The sequence below is a fragment of the Reyranella sp. genome (assembly GCF_004297265.1).
Classification (GTDB): domain Bacteria; phylum Pseudomonadota; class Alphaproteobacteria; order Reyranellales; family Reyranellaceae; genus Reyranella.
The window spans coordinates 64200-84139 of sequence record NZ_SCUT01000035.1 but is presented as its reverse complement, the minus strand read 5'-3'; the positions used below and the strand labels follow the sequence as shown (position 1 = coordinate 84139).

General features: G+C 67.0%; 15 protein-coding genes. 5 read left to right on the top strand and 10 right to left on the bottom strand.

What is annotated here, in order from left to right:
* Positions 1-55 precede the first annotated feature (55 nt).
* The gene (locus tag EPO41_RS15650) at positions 56-1189 is read left to right on the top strand and encodes an efflux RND transporter periplasmic adaptor subunit (protein ID WP_296326734.1); all 1134 of its coding nucleotides are present in this window, start codon (positions 56-58) and stop codon (positions 1187-1189) included.
* Positions 1190-1192: 3 nt separating this feature from the next.
* On the top strand, positions 1193-4351 hold the full coding sequence (locus EPO41_RS15645) for a multidrug efflux RND transporter permease subunit (protein ID WP_296326733.1): 3159 nt from the start codon (positions 1193-1195) through the stop codon (positions 4349-4351).
* 67 nt (positions 4352-4418) lie between these two features.
* Here EPO41_RS15645 and EPO41_RS15640 read toward each other — a convergent pair whose 3' ends face one another.
* From EPO41_RS15640 to EPO41_RS15630, 3 genes are read right to left on the bottom strand one after another with little or no spacing between them, the layout of a single operon-like run.
* Positions 4419-5231 (bottom strand): transglutaminase domain-containing protein, encoded by an 813-nt coding sequence (locus EPO41_RS15640; RefSeq protein ID WP_296326731.1) that lies wholly within the window; start codon positions 5229-5231, stop codon positions 4419-4421.
* Between the two features lie 36 nt (positions 5232-5267).
* A complete protein-coding gene (gene rutA / locus EPO41_RS15635; protein ID WP_296326729.1) occupies positions 5268-6353 on the bottom strand; it encodes a pyrimidine utilization protein A in 1086 nt (361 codons plus the stop codon).
* A 47-nt stretch (positions 6354-6400) separates the two neighbouring features.
* On the bottom strand, positions 6401-6952 hold the full coding sequence (locus tag EPO41_RS15630; RefSeq protein ID WP_296326727.1) for a VOC family protein: 552 nt from the start codon (positions 6950-6952) through the stop codon (positions 6401-6403).
* Positions 6953-7018: 66 nt separating this feature from the next.
* Between EPO41_RS15630 and EPO41_RS15625 the strand changes: the two genes are divergently transcribed.
* From EPO41_RS15625 to EPO41_RS15615, 3 genes are read left to right on the top strand one after another with little or no spacing between them, the layout of a single operon-like run.
* Positions 7019-8293: an amidase gene (locus tag EPO41_RS15625; RefSeq protein WP_296326725.1), complete on the top strand. Its 1275-nt coding sequence runs from the start codon at positions 7019-7021 to the stop codon at positions 8291-8293.
* The gene (locus tag EPO41_RS15620; RefSeq protein WP_296326723.1) at positions 8290-9090 is read left to right on the top strand and encodes an aspartate dehydrogenase; all 801 of its coding nucleotides are present in this window, start codon (positions 8290-8292) and stop codon (positions 9088-9090) included. The genes EPO41_RS15625 and EPO41_RS15620 overlap by 4 nt, the downstream gene beginning before the upstream one ends.
* Positions 9091-9107: 17 nt before the next feature.
* Complete coding sequence (locus EPO41_RS15615; RefSeq protein WP_296326721.1) at positions 9108-10706, top strand: GMC family oxidoreductase N-terminal domain-containing protein; 1599 nt, start codon at positions 9108-9110, stop codon at positions 10704-10706.
* A gap of 75 nt (positions 10707-10781) precedes the next feature.
* On the opposite strand, the gene EPO41_RS15610 is transcribed toward EPO41_RS15615, so the two are convergent.
* From EPO41_RS15610 to EPO41_RS15580, 7 genes are all read right to left on the bottom strand, one after another.
* Complete coding sequence (locus tag EPO41_RS15610) at positions 10782-11921, bottom strand: mandelate racemase/muconate lactonizing enzyme family protein (protein WP_296326719.1); 1140 nt, start codon at positions 11919-11921, stop codon at positions 10782-10784.
* Between the two features lie 91 nt (positions 11922-12012).
* Positions 12013-13152, bottom strand: coding sequence for a mandelate racemase/muconate lactonizing enzyme family protein (locus EPO41_RS15605; RefSeq protein WP_296326717.1), 1140 nt, complete (start codon positions 13150-13152; stop codon positions 12013-12015).
* A gap of 24 nt (positions 13153-13176) precedes the next feature.
* Positions 13177-15222, bottom strand: coding sequence for a hydantoinase/oxoprolinase family protein (locus tag EPO41_RS15600; RefSeq protein ID WP_296326715.1), 2046 nt, complete (start codon positions 15220-15222; stop codon positions 13177-13179).
* 4 nt (positions 15223-15226) lie between these two features.
* The gene (locus EPO41_RS15595; RefSeq protein WP_296326885.1) at positions 15227-15931 is read right to left on the bottom strand and encodes an ABC transporter ATP-binding protein; all 705 of its coding nucleotides are present in this window, start codon (positions 15929-15931) and stop codon (positions 15227-15229) included.
* Entirely contained in the window at positions 15928-16677 is a 750-nt protein-coding gene (locus tag EPO41_RS15590) for an ABC transporter ATP-binding protein (protein WP_296326714.1), read from the bottom strand. Before EPO41_RS15590 ends, EPO41_RS15595 begins: the two co-directional genes overlap by 4 nt.
* Positions 16674-18548, bottom strand: a complete 1875-nt coding sequence (locus EPO41_RS15585) for an ABC transporter permease (RefSeq protein WP_296326712.1) — start codon at positions 18546-18548, stop codon at positions 16674-16676. Before EPO41_RS15585 ends, EPO41_RS15590 begins: the two co-directional genes overlap by 4 nt.
* 88 nt (positions 18549-18636) lie before the next feature.
* Complete coding sequence (locus EPO41_RS15580; protein ID WP_296326711.1) at positions 18637-19842, bottom strand: ABC transporter substrate-binding protein; 1206 nt, start codon at positions 19840-19842, stop codon at positions 18637-18639.
* Positions 19843-19940 lie beyond the last annotated feature (98 nt).

Genomic DNA, 19940 nt, shown 5'->3' with positions numbered 1-19940 from the left:
CGATTTGGGCGAATTAAGGCACTGTTCCACCGCTGTTTTGAGTGGGGACTCGACGATGAAATACCGACGTTCGACGGCATCGATGCTCGTCGCTGCGGCGCTTTGGGCTGCCTGCAGCGCGGCGCCGGCCCTCGCCCAGCAGCCCGGCGCCCCACCGCCCGCCGTGCTCGTCCAGGCCGCCGAAATGAAGCCGATCGCCGACCAGGCCGAATTCATCGGCCGCGCCGCGGCTGTCGACAAGGTCGAGCTGCGCGCCCGGGTAAAGGGCTTCCTGGGACCGCGCAAATTCGCGGACGGCGATCAGGTCAAGAAGGACCAGGTCGTCTTCACCATCGAACCCGAGACCTACCAGGCGGCCGTCGACCAGAAGAAGGCCCAGCTCGACGCCGCACGGGCAGGGCTGGCCAATGCCGAAACCCAGCTGAAGCGCGCCGCCGAACTGCTGCGCACCAGCACCGGGACCCAGGTGACCTACGACCAGCGGCTCGCCGAGCAGCTCCAGGCCAAGGCGCAGGTCGAGGACTCCAGCGCCCAGCTTCGCGACGCCGAACTCCAGCTCTCCTACACCGAGATCAAGTCGCCGATCGACGGCCGTATCGGCCGCGCCGCTTTCTCGCCGGGCAATCTCGTCAGTCCCGATTCGGGCGTGCTGGCCACCATCGTCAGCGAGAATCCGATCCGCGTGTTGTTCTCCGTGACACAGCGCGAGCTGCTCGACGCGCGGCGGGACCAGGCCACTGACCCGAACGGCATCGCGGTGCGCATCCGGCTGGCCGACGGCTCGATTTACAAGGAGAAGGGTAAGATCGACTTCATCGACAACACGGTCGATGCCAAGACCGACGGCCAGATCGTGCGCGCCACCTTCCCCAACCCCGATGGCATGCTGACCGACGGCCAGACGCTCCGGGTCATCATCGAAGGCGAGCAGGTGCCGACGTCGGTGGCTGTTCCGCAGGCGGCCATCGCCCAGGACCAGACCGGCGCCTACCTATTCGTCGTCAACGACAAGAACGTGGTCGAACAGAAGCGCGTCAGAACCGGCGTCTCTCGCGACGGCATGGTCGCCATCACCTCGGGCCTGAAGGCCGGCGAGAGGGTCATTGTCCAGGGCCAGCAGCGCGTGCGGCCGGGCATGACGGTCAATCCCAGCGTGGCGCCGCCTTCAGCATCGACGCAGAAGCAGTAAGCCATGACGATTTCGTCGCTGTTCATCCGCCGGCCGCGGCTGGCTTTCGTCATCTCGACCGTCATCACCATCGCCGGCCTCATCGCCATGACGGCGATGCCTGTGGCGCAGTTCCCCGACATCGTGCCGCCGCAGGTGCGCGTCACCGCGACCTATCCCGGCGCCTCGGCCCAGGCCGTCGAGGAGAGCGTGGCGCAGGTCATCGAGGCGCAGGTGAACGGCGTCGAACGCATGATCTACATGAAGTCGACGTCGGGCGGCGACGGCAGCTACGCGCTCACCGTCAGCTTCGAGGTCGGCTCGAACCCCGACCTCAACACCGTCAACGTCACCAACCGGGTCAACCAGGCGCTGGCCCTGCTGCCGCCCGAGGTACAGCGGCTGGGCGTCACCACCAAGAAGCAGTCCTCAGCGCTGCTGCAGGTCGTGGCGGTCTACTCGCCCAACGGCTCGCGCGACGCGCTCTTCCTGTCGAACTTCACGACCATCACCCTGCTCGACACGCTGCGGCGCGTACCGGGCGTCGGCGACGCCACGCTGTTCGGCGCGCTCGACTACTCGATGCGCATCTGGCTGAACCTCGAGCGCATGGCGAGCCTCGACATCACCCCCAACGAGGTGGTGCAGGCGGTCCAGGCCCAGAACGTCCAGGCCGCGGTCGGCCTGGTGGGCGCCGCGCCGCTGCTCGACGATGTCAGCTTCCAGCTCAATATCACCACGCAGGGCCGCCTCGTCACTGTCGAGGAATTCGAGAACATCGTGGTGCGCGCCAAGTCCGACGGCGCGCTGGTGCGGGTCAAGGACATCGCCCGGGTCGAGCTCGGCGCCAAGACCAGCGACCAGCTCGGCCGCTACAACGGCCAGGCCGCAGCCGGCATCCAGATCTACCAGCTGCCCGGCGCCAACGCGCTGGCCACCGCCCAGGGCGTGCGCAATGCGATCAAGGCACTGGAGCCGCGCTTCCCCGAGGATGTCGCGTACAACGTGATGTACGACACGACGGTCTTCGTGCAGGCCACGATCAAGAGCGTGATCAAGACGCTGATCGAGGCCTTCGTGCTGGTCGGCATCGTCGTCTTCATCTTCCTCGGCAATCTGCGCGCCACCCTGATCCCGATCATCGCAGTCCCGGTGGCGCTGATCGGCACCTTCGCCGTCATGCTGGCGCTGGGTTACTCGGCCAACACGATCTCGCTGCTGGCGCTGGTGCTGGCGATCGGCATCGTCGTCGACGACGCCATCGTCGTGGTCGAGGCGGTCGAGCACATCCTGGAACACGAGCCCGAGCTCACGGTCGCCCAGGCGACCGAGAAGGCCATGGGCCAGGTCACCGGACCGATCATCGCCATCACCCTGGTGCTGCTGTCGGTGTTCATCCCGACTGCCTTCATCCCCGGCATTTCGGGCCAGCTCTACGCCCAGTTCGCCGTGGCCGTTTCGGTCTCGATGATCATCTCGGCGATCAACGCGCTCTCGTTGTCGCCGGCGCTCTGCTCGCTGATCCTGCGCCACCGCAAGAAGCCTACCGGCGTCATCGGCTGGATGCAGGCTCGCATCGACAGGACGCGCGATGGCTACGCCAGGATCGTGACGCCGCTGGCGCGGCGCGGCATTGTAGCCCTCCTGCTGGTCGTGGGTTTCGCCGCCGCGACTGGCGGCATCGGCTCCATGGTGCCGTCGGGCTTCCTGCCCGACGAGGACCAGGGCGCCTTCATGGCCGAGGTGCAGCTTCCCGACGCCGCGTCGACCAACCGCACGCTCGCGGCCGTCGAGGAGGTCGAGAAGACCATCGCCGACAAACCCTGGAAGCAGAGCGTCTTCACCGTCTCGGGCTACAGCATGATCGACGGCCTGGCTCTGCCCAATCGCGCCCTGGTCGTGGTCGAGCTGAAGCCGTTCGACCAGAGGAAGGATCCCGCGCTCTCGGTGTTCCACGCCCTGAAGGAACTCAACGTCGCCTTCAGCCAGATCGCCTCGGCCAACGTCTTCGCGTTCAACCTGCCGCCGATCATGGGTCTCGGCAATTCGGCGGGCTTCGAGTTCGTGGTGCAGTCGCTCGCCGGCGCCTCGCCGACCGACCTCGCGGCCGTTGCGCGCGGTGTGATGATCTCCGCGCAGGAAGTGCCGGAACTCGCGGGCGTCTACACGACCTACAGCGCCTCGACGCCGCAGATCAACCTCAAGCTCGACCGCGAGCGCGCCCAGGCGCTGGGAATCTCGATCTCCGACATCTTCTCGGCGATGCAGACGTCGCTGGGCGGCGCCTACACCAACGACTTCAACCTGTTCGGCCGCACCTGGCAGGTGAAGGTCCAGGCCGACGCCTCGGACCGCAGCAAGGTGAACGATGTGTTCCGCGTGCGGGTGCGGGCGGCGAGCGGCGAGCTCGTGCCGCTACAGGCCGTCGCGAACATCGAGATGGTCACCGCGCCCTCCTCTGTCGTCCGCTACAACAACCTGCGCTCGGTGGTGGTGAACGGCGCGCCCGCGCCGGGCTATTCCTCGGGCGACGCCATCGCCGCCATGGAGAAGCTCGCGACGCGCACCCTGCCCGCCGGCTACGGCTTCGAATGGACGGGCACGGCGCTGCAGGAAAAGGCGGCCAGCGGCCAGACCGGCTTCATCCTGGGCCTCGCCGTCGTCTTCGCCTACCTGTTCCTGGTCGGCCTCTACGAGAGCACGGCGATCCCGGTAGCGGCGCTGCTGTCGGTCATCGTCGGCCTGTTCGGCGCGGTGACGGCGCTGCTGATCGCCGGCCTCGACAACAACATCTTTGCCCAGATCGGCATCGTGGTCCTGATCGCCCTGGCCGCCAAGAACGCGATCCTGATCATCGAGTTCGCGATGGCCGAACGCGAGAAGGGTGCCGACGTCGTCACCGCGGCGACGACGGCCGCCAGCCTGCGGTTCCGCGCCGTCATGATGACCTCGTTCGCCTTCATCCTGGGCCTGGTGCCGCTGGTCACCTCTTCGGGTGCGGGCGCCGCCACCCAGCGCGCCGTCGGCACCGCGGTGTTCGGCGGCATGATCGCGGCCTCATTCCTGGGCATCTTCGTGATCCCGGGCCTCTACGTGGCGTTCCAGCGCTTCCGCGAGACGGTGAAGGGCTGGATGGGCGTCAAGCCGACGACGGCTCCGACACCGGCCAAGTCAGAGCACTGAACGCTCATAGGAGCGCGCCACTCCAGTGGCGCAATCATGATCTGAGTGCCACTCGAGTGGCGCGCTCCTATGACGCCTTGGCGGTGAGCCAAGGCGGGCATGGTTCGGCCGAAGGCGCCGCCGGACGGGCGGCGATTTCGTCGGTCTCGGCGCACTCGCTCTCCGACAATATGCGATGCGCCGCGGTCGCTTGCCGCCACGTATCCCAATCAGACGTCTCGCGTCCATTCACCGAGTGGTGGTCGCGGACGACGTTGACCCGGACGAACCATAAGCCCATTGCCTGCGAACCATGCCCGAAGGCCATGGGATCGGCCTCGCCCGCACGACAACGCCGCCACGCTTCACCGGCGGTGATGAACATGTCGTCGGGCAGTTCCGTGAGATCGAAACCGATGTCCAGACGCGGCGCGATGATGGGATCGAGCTGGGCGTCCGCACGGCACCAGCGACCGTCATGCCAGTACTCGCAGATCCAGTGATCTTCCCAGTCCCTCTTGAAGTAGGCCGCAAAGCCGCAGCGCACGCGTGCCGGCACGCCTTGCTGGCGCAGCATGCCGCACAGCATCAACGCATAGTCGCGACAGGTGCCAACCGCACGCCGGTCCGGAGCCCGCTCCTCGGTCAGCGCAGACCCGTCGAGTTCGGCGATCTGCCGGAGCCGGCCGGCCATCGGCAGGGTCTCGCGCGACACGGTCTGGAACTGCGACTCGTCTACGCCATAGGCCGCGATCCAGTCCGAATGGATCAGCACGCCCTGCGCGATCCGGCAGAGCGCCGCAACATCGACGGGCAATCCGTCGAAGTTCAATGACCCTGCGCCGGGCGCCGACATCGGGCCGTGATTTCGCCAGCGCTCGGGACTTGCCATGGTCGTCATGCCGACCATGGTAGCAGGTCGGCCGGGAAGCCGCCCTCAGGCGGCGGCCTTTACCAGGCGGTCGCTGCGGCACTTCATCAGTGGCTGGATGTGCTGGCCGAACTGGTCCATGCCGGCCAGGAAGTCGTCGAAGGTGAGCATGATGCCCTTGGTCCCGGGCACGGTGGCGCATTCGTCGAGCATCTTCGCCACGCTGGCATAGGAGCCGACCAGGGTGCCCATGTTGAAGTTGATGGCGCCCTCGGGGGCGGAAATCGCCTTGGCGGTGCCGCCCTCGGCGGCATTGGGATCGGCATCGGCCTGGCCCGACATCCAGGCCATTGCGCCCATGTCCGCGCCCTCGTTGTAGAGCTTCCACTTGGCCATCGCCTTCTCGTCGGTCTCGTCGGCGATCACCATCATCAGCACATAGTTGCCCACGTCGCGGCCGGTCTTTGCCGCGGCCTCGACCATCAGCTGGTTGGTCGGCGCATGGGCGGTCGGCGTGTTCACGCCCTTGCCCAGGGTGAAGTTGTAGTTGCAGTAGGTCGCGCCGAACTCCATGCCGCGCGGGCTCTGGCCGGCGCTGACGATCTTGATCGGCTCCTTTGGACGAGGACTCAGCTTGCAGTCCGACATCTGGAAGTACTTGCCCTTGAAGTCGGACGTGCCGGTCTCCCAGAGTTCCTTCATCACCGTCACGAACTCGGTCGAGTAGTCGTAGCGGTAGCCGAAATACGCCTCGCCCGGCCACAGGCCCATCTGCTCATATTCGTCCTTGGCCCAGCCCGAGACGATATTGACACCGAAGCGGCCGTGCGAGATCGAATCGATGGTCGATGCCATGCGCGCGATGATGGCGGGCGGAATGGTGAGCACCGCGACCGAGGCATAGAGCCGGATGCGCTCGGTCACCGCGGCAAGGCCGGCCATCAGGGTGAAGGATTCGAGATTGTGGTCCCAGAATTCGCTCTCGCCGCCGAAGCCGCGCAGCTTGATCATCGACAAGGCAAAATCGAGCCCGTAGCCCTCGGCCTTCTGCACGATCTGCCGGTTGAGATCGAAGGTCGGCATGTATTGCGGCGACGTCTTGGAGATCAGCCAGCCGTTGTTTCCGATCGGAATGAACACACCGATGTCCATGGAGCCCTCCTTGCATACGGGCTCCCGGCAGCAAGTGGCATGCCAGCCTAACAGCCGGAAATGCGCCTCTTGAGCTCGGAATCGCGCAGGGTCGTGTCCTGGCCCGGCGGCGCGATGCGCACGGCATCCTCCAGGGTCATGGTCTGGCGCCATTCCTCGGCCGGCCGCGGACGATCGTCGGAACCGATCTGGTCGACGCCCCAGTAGAGTTCGAGATGGTGGCCGTCGGGATCGAGGAACTCGACCGAGACCTGGCAGCCGGCCCGGCGGCGGCCCTCGTAGACGATCTTGACACCGTGTGCCTTGAGGTGATCGCGGGCGCGGAACACCTCGTCGAGCGTGGCCAGTTCGAAAGCAAGGTGATGCAAGGTGCGCGCTTTGGCATCCGTCGCCGGCGCGCCTCCGACCAATGCCAGGCAATGATGGTCGCCGTTGGAGCGGAGGAACACCATGCCGCCCGGCATCATGTTGCCGGGATAGACATCGGAGACCTTGAAGCCCAGCACCTCGGTATAGAAGCGCCGCGACCGGTCGAGGTCGGCGACGTTCACCACCGCGTGGCCGAGCTTCTGGACCTTGAAGGGCAAACCCTGGGGCATGACGGCTACCTTTCCGTGCGGGGCTCGGTCATCATGCGCCCAACGAACTGAAAGGGGAACGAGCGCATGGCGAAATCGCCCAACAGACTGTCGGCGAGCGAGGCGGTCCTCCGCATGTCGCAGAAGCGCCTGAAGGCGCGCGACCTCGTCGAAGCCTGCCTCGACCGCATCGAGTTGCGCGAAGGCCAGGTCCACGCCTGGGAGGCAATCGACGCCGAAGGCGCCCGCAAGCGCGCCGACGTGCTCGACAAGCGCGCCAGGCCGGTGGGACCGCTGCACGGCATCCCGCTCGCCGTGAAGGACATCATCTCGACGAAGACCATGCCGACCACCTGCGGCTCGCCGATCTACCGCGACCATGTCGCGGGCCGTGACGCCGCCTGCGTGACACAGCTCGTGAACGCCGGCGCCATCGTGCTCGGCAAGTCGGTGACGACGGAATTCGCCGGCGCCCACGCCGGCAAGACGCACAATCCGCACAACCTGCGCCATACGCCGGCCGGGTCCTCATCGGGCTCCGCGGCCGCGGTCGCCGACACGATGGTGCCCATCGGATACGGCACCCAGACCTCGGGCTCGGTGATCCGTCCCGGCGCCTTCAACGGTATCGTGGCCTACAAGGGCACCTACGGCTGGGCCGACACGACGGGCATCAAGACCTACGCCAAGAGCCTCGACACGCTGGGCTTCTTCACGCGCACGGCCAACGACCTGGCGCTGATCCGCGCCGCATATGGCCATGCCCCGGCCGATCCGCCCCTGCACGCGCCGCGGATCGGCTTCTGCCGCACCCTGTGGTGGGACCAGGCCGAGCCGTACAACAGGAAGAACATCGAGGTCGCCGCCCGCACCCTGCGGGCCGGCGGTGCCAAGGTGCGCGAATGGGAAATGCCCGAGAGCTGGGCCCCGCTCATCACCGCGCACAACCGGGTGATGACCAAGGAAGCGACCCGGCACTACGGGCCGGAACGTGCCCGCTTCCCCCATCTCCTGTCGCCCAGCCTGACGGCGGTCCTGGAGACGGGCGACAGCGTCACGCGCACCCAGCTCGCGGATGCCAGGAAGCGCAAGCAGCGCGCGCTGACCGATCTCACACAGGTGTGGGAGCGCTTCGACTTCCTGCTGGCGCCCGCCGCCCGCGGCGAAGCACCGGCAGGTCTCGGTTATACCGGCGATCCGATCTTCAACCGCTTCTGGACCCTTTTAGGCACTCCCTGCATTGCCCTGCCCTTCAATGCCGGCCCGTTCGGCCTGCCGCTGTCGGTGCAGCTGATCGCGCCGCTGCGCGACGACGACCAGCTCATCGCCTGGGCCCGCTGGGTGGAGGCCCGCCTCTCGTGACGGCGAGGCCCGCCGTTCGCCTCGGCATGATCGGCTACGGCGCCATCGGCAAGCATGTCGAGGCGGCGCTGAAAGCCGGTGGCATCGAAAACCTCGAACTGGTCTCGGCGCTGGTGAAGCGGCCGAGAACCGGAGGCTTGCTCACTCACGAGCCCGACCGGTTCTTCGTCCATGACTTCGATGCCGTTGCCGAATGCGCCGGGCACGAAGCGGTCCGCGCCTACGGGCAGCGCGTACTGGAAAGCGGCGCCGACTTCTTCGTAACCTCCGTCGGCGCCTTCACCGACACCGCCCTGTTCGAGCGGCTGCTGGCGGCGGCTAAGGCCAGCGGTGCGCGCCTCATCCTGCCGTCGGGCGGCATCGGCGCGTTGGATATATTGAGCAGCGCCGCGGTCGGCGGGCTGGACAGCGTCACCGTCACGGTGCGCAAGGACCCCTCTGCCTGGAAGGGCACGGTCGCAGAGACGCTGGTCGATCTCGACGGGCTGACGGCGCCACACACGGTCTTCGACGGTCCCGTACGCGAGGGAGCCCGCCTCTATCCGCAGAACGTCAACATCTCCGCCGCCGCTGCGATCGCCGGCCTCGGCCTCGACAGGACCCGTGTCGTCATCGTGGCCGACCCCACGATCACCACGCACATCGTCGAGCTGGAAGCCAAAGGCGCCTTCGGCCGCTTCACCTTCATGGAGGATGTGACCGTCAGCGAGGAGAACCGCAAGACCGGCAAGCTGGTCGCCATGGCAATGGTGAAGTCGGTGCGCCAGCTGGCCTCGACGCTCGTGGTGGCTGCGTAAGAACAAGGAAACGCCCAATGGAAGAGTTCGACTACGTCATCGTCGGCGCCGGTGCCGCGGGCTGCGTGCTGGCCAATCGCCTGTCCGCCTCCGGGAAGAACACGGTCGCGGTGATCGAAGCCGGCGGCAAGGACAACCATATCTGGATCAAGGTGCCGGCCGGCTTCAACAAGACGGTCTACAACGACAATCTCAACTGGGGCTACGAGACCGCGCCCGGCCCGCACATCGACGGCCGGAAGATAAGATTCCCACGGGGAAAGGTGCTGGGCGGGTCGGGTTCGATCAACGGCCATCTCTATGTGCGCGGCCAGTCGGCCGACTACGACACCTGGGCGCAGCTCGGCTGCCGCGGCTGGTCGTGGGACGACCTGCTTCCCTACTTCAAGCGCGCCGAGAGCCGCGTCGGCGGCAGCGACGAGACACGGGGCCGCTCGGGCCCGCTCTTCATCGAGGATCAGCGCGACCCGCACGTGCTGAGCGACGCTTTCATGGACGCCAACGAAGCACTCGGGCTCAAGCGCTCGCCCGACTACAACAGCGGCGACCAGGAGGGCACGATGCTCTACCAGAACATGATGAAGGGCGGCCGGCGCTGGAGCCCGGTCGACGCCTATCTGCGGCCCGCGATGGGCCGGGCCAACCTCAAGGTGATCACCCACGCGCTGGTCGAGCGCATCGATCTCGAGGGAAAGCGCGCCACCGGCATCACCTATCGCCAGGGCGGCCAGACGAAACAGATCCGCGCCCGCCGCGACGTGATCCTGAGCGGCGGCGCCATCAACACGCCGCAGCTCCTGCAGATCTCCGGCATCGGCAATGCCGACGACCTTCGCGAGATCGGTGTGGCGGTGAAGCACGTCCTGCCGGGTGTCGGCCGCAACTTCCGCGACCATTACGCGGTGCGCGTCTCGGCACTGGTCAAGGGCGCGGGCTCATTGAACGAGAAGAGCCGTGGCCTGCCGCTGGTGGGCGAGGTGCTGCGCTATGCCGTCACGCGCAAGGGCCTGCTGACCGCGGCGCCGAGCCATGCCGGCGGCTACTTCAAGACGCGGCCGGGCCTCGCCACGCCTGACATGCAGCTCTACTTCGCGCCGGCCAGCTACATGCCCGGCCGCTACGGCACCTCCGAACTGGATCGCGTGCCGGGCATGACGCTCGGCGTCTCGCAGCTGCGGCCGGAGAGCACGGGACATGTCAAGGCGACCAGCGCCGATCCCACGGCCAAGCCCGAGATCCAGCCCAACTACCTCGCCGTCCAGCACGACCGCGACGCCTTGCTGGCGGCGATGAAGTACCTGCGCAAGCTGCTCGCCACGCCGCCGCTCAGCGGCTTCGTGATCGAGGAGAACCTGCCGGGACCGGCGGTCCAGACCGACGAACAGTGGATGGCCCACGCCCGCGCCACCGGCTCGACGACCTATCACGCGGTGGGCACCGCCAAGCTCGGCACCGACCCGATGGCCGTCGTCGATCCGCTGAGCATGCGCGTGATCGGCCTGGAGGGCCTGCGGGTTGCAGATGCTTCTTGCATGCCGACGATGGTGTCGGGCAACACCTACGCCGCGACCAACGCCATCGCCGAGAGGGCGTCGGACCTGATTTCTGTGACGTAGTCTTTCAACGGAGCGCGCCACTCCAGTGGCGCAATCATGATCATGAGCGCCACTCCAGTGGCGCGCTCCAATGAATCACACGTACCCAGGCCCCTCGATGACCGGGTGGGCGATCAGGAACTGCTCGTCGATCTCGACGCCGATGCCGGGCTTGTCGAGGGGGCGGACGTTGCCGTCCTTGCCGATCTCCCACGGCGCGCTGCCCAGCTCGTCGCGGAACTTGTTGGCGACCGAAAGATCGGCCTCGAAGTAGCCGCCATTGTCGATCGACGCCAGGAAGTGGATCGACACGGCGTGATTGATCCCGGTCATCGAGCTGTGCGGATGGATCGGCAGCTTCCACATCGAGGCCGCGGCCGCGATGCGCTGCACCTCGGTGATGCCCCCGCTCTTGGAAAGGTCCGGCTGCAGGATGGTGATGTTGCCATCCTCGATGATCCGGTGAAACTCGAAGCGTGTGTAGTGGTTCTCGCCGGCCGCCAGCGGCGTCACGCCCCAGCCCTTGGCCATCGCATAGGAGCGGTGGTCGTGTGCCGGGAACGGCTCCTCCAGCCAGGCGATGCCCAGCTCGTCCATCGCCGGCATCACACGACGGACATCCTCGACCGTGTAGCCGGTGTTGGCGTCGGTCAGCAGGACCATGTCGTCACCGAAGCGCTTGCGCACCGCCGTCATGCGGGCGATGTCGTTCTTCACGCTGTCGCCGACCCTGAGCTTCAGCGCCTTGTAGCCCGCCGCCACCATGGGCCCGGCCTCGTCGGCCAGCGACTCCGGCTCCTGGTATCCCAGCGAGATGCCGCCAGCATAGGCCGGCACGGGCCTGTTAGAGCCGCCCAGCAGTCTGTAGAGCGGCCAGCCGACGGCCTTGCCCTTGATATCCCACAGCGCCTGATCGAGGCCGCTCATCGCCATGGCGGTGGCCGCGCCCATACCGTGGCTGCCAAGCTGGAATTTGTAGATCTTCGCCCAGATACCGACGGTGTCGGTCGCATCCATGCCGACGACGAAGCCCTTCAGGGTCGTGTTGATCAGATGCCCGATGCTGCCCGGCGAGCGCGCATGATGGCTCTCGCCCCAGCCCACGATCCCATCCTCGGTCGTCACCTTGACCATCACGCAGTCGCGCTTGGTCATGGTGCCGATCCCCAGCGACACCTGCAGTTCCTTGGGCACGCGATAGCTGGTCGGATAGGCCTTTACGTCGACGATCTTCATGGATGTACTCCCCGCTGGGGGCGCGCCACTCCAGTGGCGCGTCGTTGTTGCAGCAAGCGAAGACGCGTCACTGGAGTGACGCGCCCCCAGCCTAAGCCACCTTGTATTTCTTCAGCACCTCGCGATCGATCTCGATGCCGAGACCCGGCCCCGTCGGAACCTTCACGATGCCCTTCTTCTGCTCGATCGGCTCCTGTGCCAGGTGATCGCGCAAGGGATTGGGCGTCTGCTCGAACTCGAGCATCGGCGGCATCGGGCGGAAGGCCGGCGGCTGGTCCGGCAGGGCGGCGAGGAACTGCACCGTCGCCGCGAGGCCGATCGCCGAGCCCCAGGCGTGCGGCACACATTCGACGCCGAAAGCCGAAGCGAGCGTCGCGATCTTGCGGCACTCGGAAAAACCGCCGGCGGCGCAGAGGTCGGGCTGCACGATGTCCATCGCCTTCCGGGCAATGACGTCGCGAAAGCCCCAGCGGGTGAAATCGTTCTCGCCGCCGGCCACCGCCATGTCGAGGGCGCGCGTCACCTCGATGTAGCCGTCATGGTCCTCGGGGCTGATCGGCTCCTCGAACCAGAGGATGTCCTGCTCCTCCAGCATGTGGCCGAGCTTGATGGCGTTTGGTACCGAGAAGCAGTGGTTGGCGTCGACAGCGAGCTTCACGTCCGGCCCGATTGCCTCGCGTACCGCGGTCACACGCCGTGCGTCGAGCTTCAGGTCGCCCAGCCCGATCTTCATCTTGATCGCCTGGAATCCGTCGTGCTTGAACTCCAGCGCTTCCTCGACCGCCTCGTCGATCAGGCGCTTCATGTCGATGAAGTAGAGGCCGGTCGCGTAGGGAATCACCTCCGTGCGATAGGCGCCGCCGATCAGCTTGTGCACCGGCTTGTTCACGGCGCGGCCCATGATGTCCCACAGCGCGATGTCGATGCCGGAGATGGCCGAGATCGCCATACCGGTCGTGCCGTAATCCTTGATCCTGTTGTAGAGATCTTCCCAGATCGCCTCGACGTCGAACGGATCGCGATCGACTACGCGGGCCTTGAACTGCGTCTCGATGAAGGTCTTGGCGACGGCGGCCGGTCCGTAGCACTCGCCCCATCCGGTGATGCCCTCGTCCGTCGAAATCTCGACGAGGCAGGTCGAGCGCGTGCCATAGACCCAGCCGCGCGCCGAGACGAACGGCTTGTCGACCTTGCAGCTCAGGATGTGGCAGACGACGTCCGTCACCTTCATCTTCGTTTCCTCCGGATTTTTTCGTTAGCCGACTGATATCAGCAAATTGCCGAGCCTGTCCTGCCGGACCTTGTCGCCCGGTTCGACGACGGTGGTGCAGTCGAGCTGCTCGAGGATCGCCGGGCCTTCGAGCGTGGCGTCGAGCGGCAGCTTCTCGCGGGCGTAGACCGGCGTGTCGTGCCAGCCGTCGCTGAACCAGACGCGGCGGGTGCCGAGCTTCGCGGCGGCGAGCGTCGGCGCACGGTCGGTGGCGGCGAGCGCTGCGAGCGAGATTTCCGGCCGCACGCCGATCACCGCCGTGTGCAGGTTGACAAGCACCGGCGGAATCTCCGGCAGCTCGATGCCGAAACGCCGGAAATAGGCGGCGGCAAAGGCCTTGTGCAGGCCCGCGACGCCGATCTCGGCGCTGTCGACGCCGACGGAGAGGATGTGGCTCTGCCCCTGGAACTGCATGTCGGCTGAGAGCACGCGGCGCAGCTCGCGCACCGGCACGCCCTCGCGCGCGATCGTCGCCTCGCCTTCGGCCGCCTGCTCGGCATAGATGCGCGCCACCGTGGCGTCGTCGACCGCAGAGAGCGGCTTGTTCACCGTGCGCACATAGTCGTGGCGCAGGTCGGCCACGACGCAACCCAGCGCATTGGTGATGCCGGGCCGCACCGGCACCAGCACGGTCGGGATACCGAGCTCGCGCGCCAACGCCGTCGCATGCAGCGGACCGGCGCCGCCGAAGGCGAACAGCGCGAAGTCGCGCGGATCGTGGCCGCGCGACAGCGACACCAGGCGCACGGCACCTGCCATGCGGTCGTTGGCGATGCGCAGGATGGCGGCGGCGGCGGCCTCGGCGTCGAGGCCGAGCCGCTGGCCGACCTTCTCGAGCACCAGGCCGCGCACATGGTCGAGCGTCACCGGATGGTCAACACCCAACAGCTTGTCGGGATTGAGCCGGCCCAGGACCAGGTTGGCGTCGGTGATGGTGGGCTCCGAACCGCCGCGGCCGTAGCAGATCGGACCGGGCCGGGCGCCGGCGCTCTCCGGGCCGACGCGCAGCATGCCGGCCGCATCGACCGAGGCAATGGAGCCGCCGCCCGCGCCGATCGTGTGCACGTCGACCATCGGCACGTGGATCGGCATCGCATATTCGAGCTCGAGCTCGCCCGAGACCTGCGGCACGGCGTCCTCGATCAGGCCGACGTCGGTCGAGGTGCCGCCCATGTCGTAGGTGATCAGGTTGGGATGGCCCGAGGCGCGGCCGGTATAGGCCGCGGCCATCACGCCCGAAGCCGGGCCGGACATCACCGTGTTCACTGCCGCCTCGGCGATCAGCTGCGAGGAGATGGTGCCGCCATTGCCCTGCATCACCAGCAGGTCACGGTCGAAACCCTTGGCCTTCAGCTCCGTGCGCAGCCGCGAGAGATAGCGGTCGAGCACCGGCTGGACCGAGGCGTTCACCGCCGCGGTCACGCCGCGCTCGTACTCGCGATACTCCGACAGGATGACGTGCCCGGCCGTGACATAGTCGTTCGGCCACTGGCCGCGCACGATCTCGGCAGCGCGGCGCTCGTGCACCGGGTTGATGTAGCTGTGCAGAAAATGGATGACGACGGCCTCGCAGCCCGCCGCGCGCAATTTCCGCGCGGCGTCGGCGACCGCTTCTTCGTCGAGTGGCGTCAGCACCTTGCCGTCGGCATCCATGCGCTCGGGCACTTCGAGCCGCACCTCTCGGTCGATTACCGGTGTGAAGGTGCCGCGCAGGCCATAGGGCTGCGGCCGCGTGCGGCGGCCCAGTTCCAGGACGTCGCGGAAGCCCTTGGTCGTGATAAGTCCCACTTTCGCGATCTTGCGTTCGAGCACCGCGTTCGTCGTCGTCGTCGTGCCGTGCACCACCGCCTGCAGCAGCGCCGGATCGAGTCCCGCCGCCGCCAGCGCCGCCATGAAGCCGATCGCCTGGTTGTCGACGGTCGTCGGCACCTTGGCGAGCTTCACCTCGTCGGTGGCCGGATCGATCGCCAGCAGATCGGTGAAGGTGCCGCCGACATCGATGCCGACGGTGAAGCTGCTCTTGGACGCCATGGGTTCAAACCGAAAGATATTGTTCGCGGAGGGAGTCGTTGGCCGCCAGCTCTTCCATCGAGCCGCCGAAGCGGATCTGGCCCTTCTCGATGATGTAGGCGCGGTCGGCGACGCCCAGCGCGAAATGCAGGTTCTGCTCGCACAGGATCACCGACACACCCTCCCCCTTCAGCGCCCGGATCGAGTTGGCCATCTCCTCGACGATGATAGGAGCCAGTCCTTCCGACGGCTCATCGAGCAGCACGCAGCTCGGATTGCCCATCAGGGTGCGCGCGATGGTGAGCATCTGCTGCTCGCCACCCGACATGCGCCCGCCCGGTCGCTCACGCATGCGGGCGAGATTGGGAAAGAGTGCGAACAGTTTCTCTTCCGTCCAGGTCGGCACGCCGGTCCGCGCCGCCTGGCGTCCGACTTCGAGATTCTCCATCACCGACAGTTCGGTGAAGATGCGCCGCTCCTCCGGCACGTAGCCGAGGCCCAGCCGCGCGATGCGATAGGGCGGCAGGCGCTCGATGCGCTTTCCGCCGAAGCTCACCATGCCGCGCGCAGGCGGCACCAGCCCCATGATCGCCTTCATGGCCGTCGACTTGCCCGCGCCGTTGCGGCCGAGCAGCGCCACGACCTCGCCCGCGCGTGCCTCCAACGAGATGCCGTGCAGGATGTGGGCGCGGCCATAGAAGGCATGCAGATCGGCGACCTGCAGCATCAGTGGGCACTCCCGAGATAGACCGCGCGCACGTTGGGGTTTGCACGCACTTCGGGCGGCGTGCCGCCGGCGATCAGCACGCCGCGGTCGAGCACGATGATGCGATCGGCTTGGCTGAAGACCACGTCCATGTCGTGCTCGGTGAACAGGACAGCGATGTTGCGCGCCCGCGCCAGCCGCGCCGTGAGCTCCATCAGCGCGACGCGCTCTTTCGGCGCCATACCGGCCGTGGGCTCGTCCATCAGCAGCAGGCGCGGCTCGTTGGCCAGCGCGATGGCCAGCTCCACCCGCTTCAGGTCGCCATAGGCCAGCACGCCACAGGTCCGCTCCGCCTGGTCGAGCATGCCGACCTGGTCGAGCAGCGCATCGGCTTCCCCTCCGAACGCGGCGCCGAAGCGCGACAGCAGCGAGCGCAGGCGGCCGGCATGCGAGTAGAGCGCCATCTGTACGTTCTCGCGCACGCTGAGCGAGGCGAAGGTCGCGGTGATCTGGAAGGTGCGGCCGACACCCAGCCGCCAGATGGCGCGCGGGCGCAGGCCGACGATGTCGCGGCCTTCGAGGCGCACGATGCCGGAGTCGGGCGCGAGCTGGCCGTTCAGCATGTTGAAGCAGGTGCTCTTGCCGGCGCCGTTCGGCCCGATCAGCGCCAGCATCTCGCCGGCCGAGATGGCAAAGGAGACGTCGGCCACCGCCTGGACGCCGCCGAACGACTTGTGCAGTCCCTCGACCTGGAGAACGGCCCGGCTCATGCCCGCTGCTCCCTCCAGCGCACGACCAACGCCTTCAGGCCGCCCACGAGTCCCTGCGGGAACAGCAACACGATCAGCAGGATCACGCCGCCCATCACGGCGCGCCAGAACTCGGTGTTGCGGGCCACGACGTCGCGCAGCCAGGTGAAGATCGCCGCGCCCACCACCGGGCCGGTGAGCGTCTCGACGCCGCCCAGCAGCACCATGATGAGCCCGTCGGTCGACTGCGCGATCGAGATGCTGGAGGGCGAAATGCTGCCCTTGGAGAAGGCGTAGACCGCACCCGCAAGGCCGGCCAGCGCACCGACCAGCGCGAAGGCCGCCCACTGGAAGCCGCGCAGGTCGATGCCGATCGCCTCGGCGCGCAGCGGTGAGTCGCGGCCGGCCCGCAGCGCATAACCGAAGGGCGAGAACAGCACGCGCCACAGGAACAGGATGCCGGCGCCGCAGAGGACCAGCGCCAGATAGTAGTAGGCGGTCTTGTCGGACAGCCAGGCCGACGGCCAGACGCCGAACACGCCGTTGCTGCCGCCGGTCATCGAGTCCCATTGGAAGACGACCGACCAGCTGATCTGCGCGAAGGCCAAGGTCAGCATGGCAAGATAGACGCCCGACAGGCGCACGCAGAACCAGCCGTAGACGATGGCGAACAGCCCCGCGATCAGCGGCGCCAGCAGAAGTGCGGCCTCCATCGGCAGGCCGAAGCGTTTCAGCAGGAGACCCGCCGCATAGGCGCCGATGCCGAAATAGGCGGCGTGACCGAACGAGACCATGCCGGCCGGCCCCATGATGAAGTGCAACGACACGGCGAACAGCGCGAAGCAGACGATGTCGGTGAGTAGGATCGTGGTGTAGCGGTCGGCCGCCAGCGGCACGAGCGCGAGCAGCGCCAGCCAGACCAGGGCGAAGGTCCAGGATGGGACCTGCAGGCGCGGCGCCGGTTCGGCCGCCCGCTGCGCGGCCTGCGGCTTGCCCAACAGCCCGTAGGGCCGCACGACCAGCACCAGCGCCATGATCAGGAACTCGACCACCAGGGTGAGCTTGGAGAAGGAAACCTCGAAGCCGAACCAGGTCACGGAGCCGATGCCGACGCAGAAGGCCTTGGCGACGCCGATGACGATGGCGGCCAGGAAGGCGCCACCGATGCTGCCCAGCCCGCCCACCACCGTGATAACGAAGGCGTCGGCGATGATGGCGAGGTCGAGTTCGAGATTGGCCGGCTCGCGCGGAATCTGCAGCGCACCGCCCAATCCGGCGAGGACGGAGCCGACGAAGAAGACGGAAGTGAAGAGCCTGGCCTGGTCGACGCCCAGCGCCCCCACCATCTCGCGATCCTGCGTCGCCGCCCGCACCAGAGCCCCCCAGCGCGTGCGCGTGAGCAGCAGCCACAGGGCCCCCAGCACGACCGGACCGATCGCGATCAGCACCAGGTCGTAGGCCGGGATGCGCCTGCCCATGATCTCGACCGCCATCGACAGGCCGGGCGCGCGCGGGCCGACCAGATCCTCGGCGCCCCAGGTGAAAAGCGCGATGTCCTTGATCACCAGCACGACGGCGAAGGTCGCCAGCAGCTGGAACAGCTCCGGCGCGCGATAGATGCGCCGAAGCACCAGCACTTCGATCAAGATGCCGACGAGCCCGACCGCAAGGGCGGCCAGCACGACGGCGCCCCAGAAACCCAGCGGCGTGCGACCGAAGAACTGGATCAGCGAATAGGCGCCGTAGAGCCCGAGCATGTAGAGCGAGCCGTGCGCGAAGTTCACGATCCGCGTCACGCCGAAGATCAGCGACAGGCCGGCCGAGACGAGAAACAGCGACGCGGCCGCCGCCAGCCCGTTCAGCAGCTGGATGATGATGGAGGCAAGAGTCATGCGGGTGGCCTTCCCCCTCCGGCCCTTCGGGCCACCTCCCCCGTCAGACGGGGGAGGGTTGGGGAGGGGGCAAGCAACAGACGCGCTATCAGTTCTTCGGCCGCATCTTCTGGACGTCGGCGTCGCTCGGCAGGGCATCCTTGCCGTCGACGAAGCGCCAGTTCTTCATGTAGCCCTTGCCATCCTTCACGCCGATCTGGCCGACATAGGCGCCCATGGTCGACTGATGATCGATCGGCCGGTACTCGATCATGCCGAACGGCGTGATGAGCTTCAGGCCGCTCATCGCGGCGACGAGCTTGTCCTGGTCGAGCGAACCGGCCTTCTTGATTCCCTCGACAGCCGACATCACGGTCGCGTAGCCGACCACGGAGCCCAGCCGCGGATAGTCCTTGAACTTGGCCTGATAGGCGTTGAGGAACTTGGTGTGTTCCGGCGTCTTGAGCTCGCTCCAGGGGTAGCCGGTGACGTACCAGCCGTCGGGCGACTCCTCCTTCAACGGATCGAGATACTCGGGTTCGCCGGCCAGCAGGTTGAAGACCTCGACGCCCTTGAACAGGCCACGGGTCTGGCCCTCGCGCACGAACTTGGCGAGGTCGGGACCGAACAGCGAGGAGAAGATCGCGTCGGGCTTGGCGTCGGCCAGGGCCTGCGCCACGGCGCCGGCGTCGATCTTGCCGAGCGGCGTCGCCTGCTCGGCGACGAACTCGACGTCGGGCTGCTTCTCCTTCAGCAGTTTCTTGAAGGCGGCCGTCGCCGACTGGCCGTACTCGTAGTTCGGATAGACGATCGCCCAGCGCTTCTTCTTGAGCTTGACGGCGTCGGGAATGAGCATCGCCGTCTGCATGTAGGTCGAGGTACGCAGGCGGAACGTGTAGGCGTTGCCCTGGTCCCAGACGATCTTGTCGGTCAGCGGCTCGGCGGCGATGAACAGGACCTTGCGCTGCTTGGCGAAGTCGGCGACGGCAAGGCCGACATTCGACGGGAAGGTGCCGATCAGGAACGAGGCACCCTCGCGGCTCAGCAGTTCCTCGGCGACTCGCACGGCGTCACCGGGATTGCCGTTGTCGTCACGGCTCACGACCTCGATCTTGCGGCCGAGCACACCGCCCGCGGCGTTGACCTCTTCCACCGCCAGCTCGATGCCCTTCTTGTAGGGTTCGAGGAAGGCCGGAAAGACCTTGTAGCTGTTGAGTTCGCCGATCTTGATCGGCGCCTGCGCGGCAGCCGGTCCGGCGAGCGATAGCGCCACCAGCGCGGCTGCGCCGGCCAACAGGCGATTGCGAGTCAGCATGACATCCCCCTCTTCAATGAGTGAAAACACTCCCTGTGAACCGACCCTAGCGAGGCCAGCCCCTCTCCCACAAGCGCTCCGTCGGCGAAGCTCGACCG

Excerpts from the sequence above, each read along its gene's own strand:
- EPO41_RS15650 (WP_296326734.1), top strand. The coding sequence starts at position 56 with ATGAAATACCGACGTTCGACGGCATCGATGCTCGTCGCTGCGGCGCTT.
- EPO41_RS15645 (WP_296326733.1), top strand. The coding sequence starts at position 1,193 with ATGACGATTTCGTCGCTGTTCATCCGCCGGCCGCGGCTGGCTTTCGTC.
- EPO41_RS15640 (WP_296326731.1), bottom strand. The coding sequence starts at position 5,231 with ATGACGACCATGGCAAGTCCCGAGCGCTGGCGAAATCACGGCCCGATG.
- rutA (WP_296326729.1), bottom strand. The coding sequence starts at position 6,353 with ATGGACATCGGTGTGTTCATTCCGATCGGAAACAACGGCTGGCTGATC.
- EPO41_RS15630 (WP_296326727.1), bottom strand. The coding sequence starts at position 6,952 with ATGCCCCAGGGTTTGCCCTTCAAGGTCCAGAAGCTCGGCCACGCGGTG.
- EPO41_RS15625 (WP_296326725.1), top strand. The coding sequence starts at position 7,019 with ATGGCGAAATCGCCCAACAGACTGTCGGCGAGCGAGGCGGTCCTCCGC.
- EPO41_RS15615 (WP_296326721.1), top strand. The coding sequence starts at position 9,108 with ATGGAAGAGTTCGACTACGTCATCGTCGGCGCCGGTGCCGCGGGCTGC.
- EPO41_RS15610 (WP_296326719.1), bottom strand. The coding sequence starts at position 11,921 with ATGAAGATCGTCGACGTAAAGGCCTATCCGACCAGCTATCGCGTGCCC.
- EPO41_RS15605 (WP_296326717.1), bottom strand. The coding sequence starts at position 13,152 with ATGAAGGTGACGGACGTCGTCTGCCACATCCTGAGCTGCAAGGTCGAC.
- EPO41_RS15600 (WP_296326715.1), bottom strand. The coding sequence starts at position 15,222 with ATGGCGTCCAAGAGCAGCTTCACCGTCGGCATCGATGTCGGCGGCACC.
- EPO41_RS15590 (WP_296326714.1), bottom strand. The coding sequence starts at position 16,677 with ATGAGCCGGGCCGTTCTCCAGGTCGAGGGACTGCACAAGTCGTTCGGC.
- EPO41_RS15585 (WP_296326712.1), bottom strand. The coding sequence starts at position 18,548 with ATGACTCTTGCCTCCATCATCATCCAGCTGCTGAACGGGCTGGCGGCG.
- EPO41_RS15580 (WP_296326711.1), bottom strand. The coding sequence starts at position 19,842 with ATGCTGACTCGCAATCGCCTGTTGGCCGGCGCAGCCGCGCTGGTGGCG.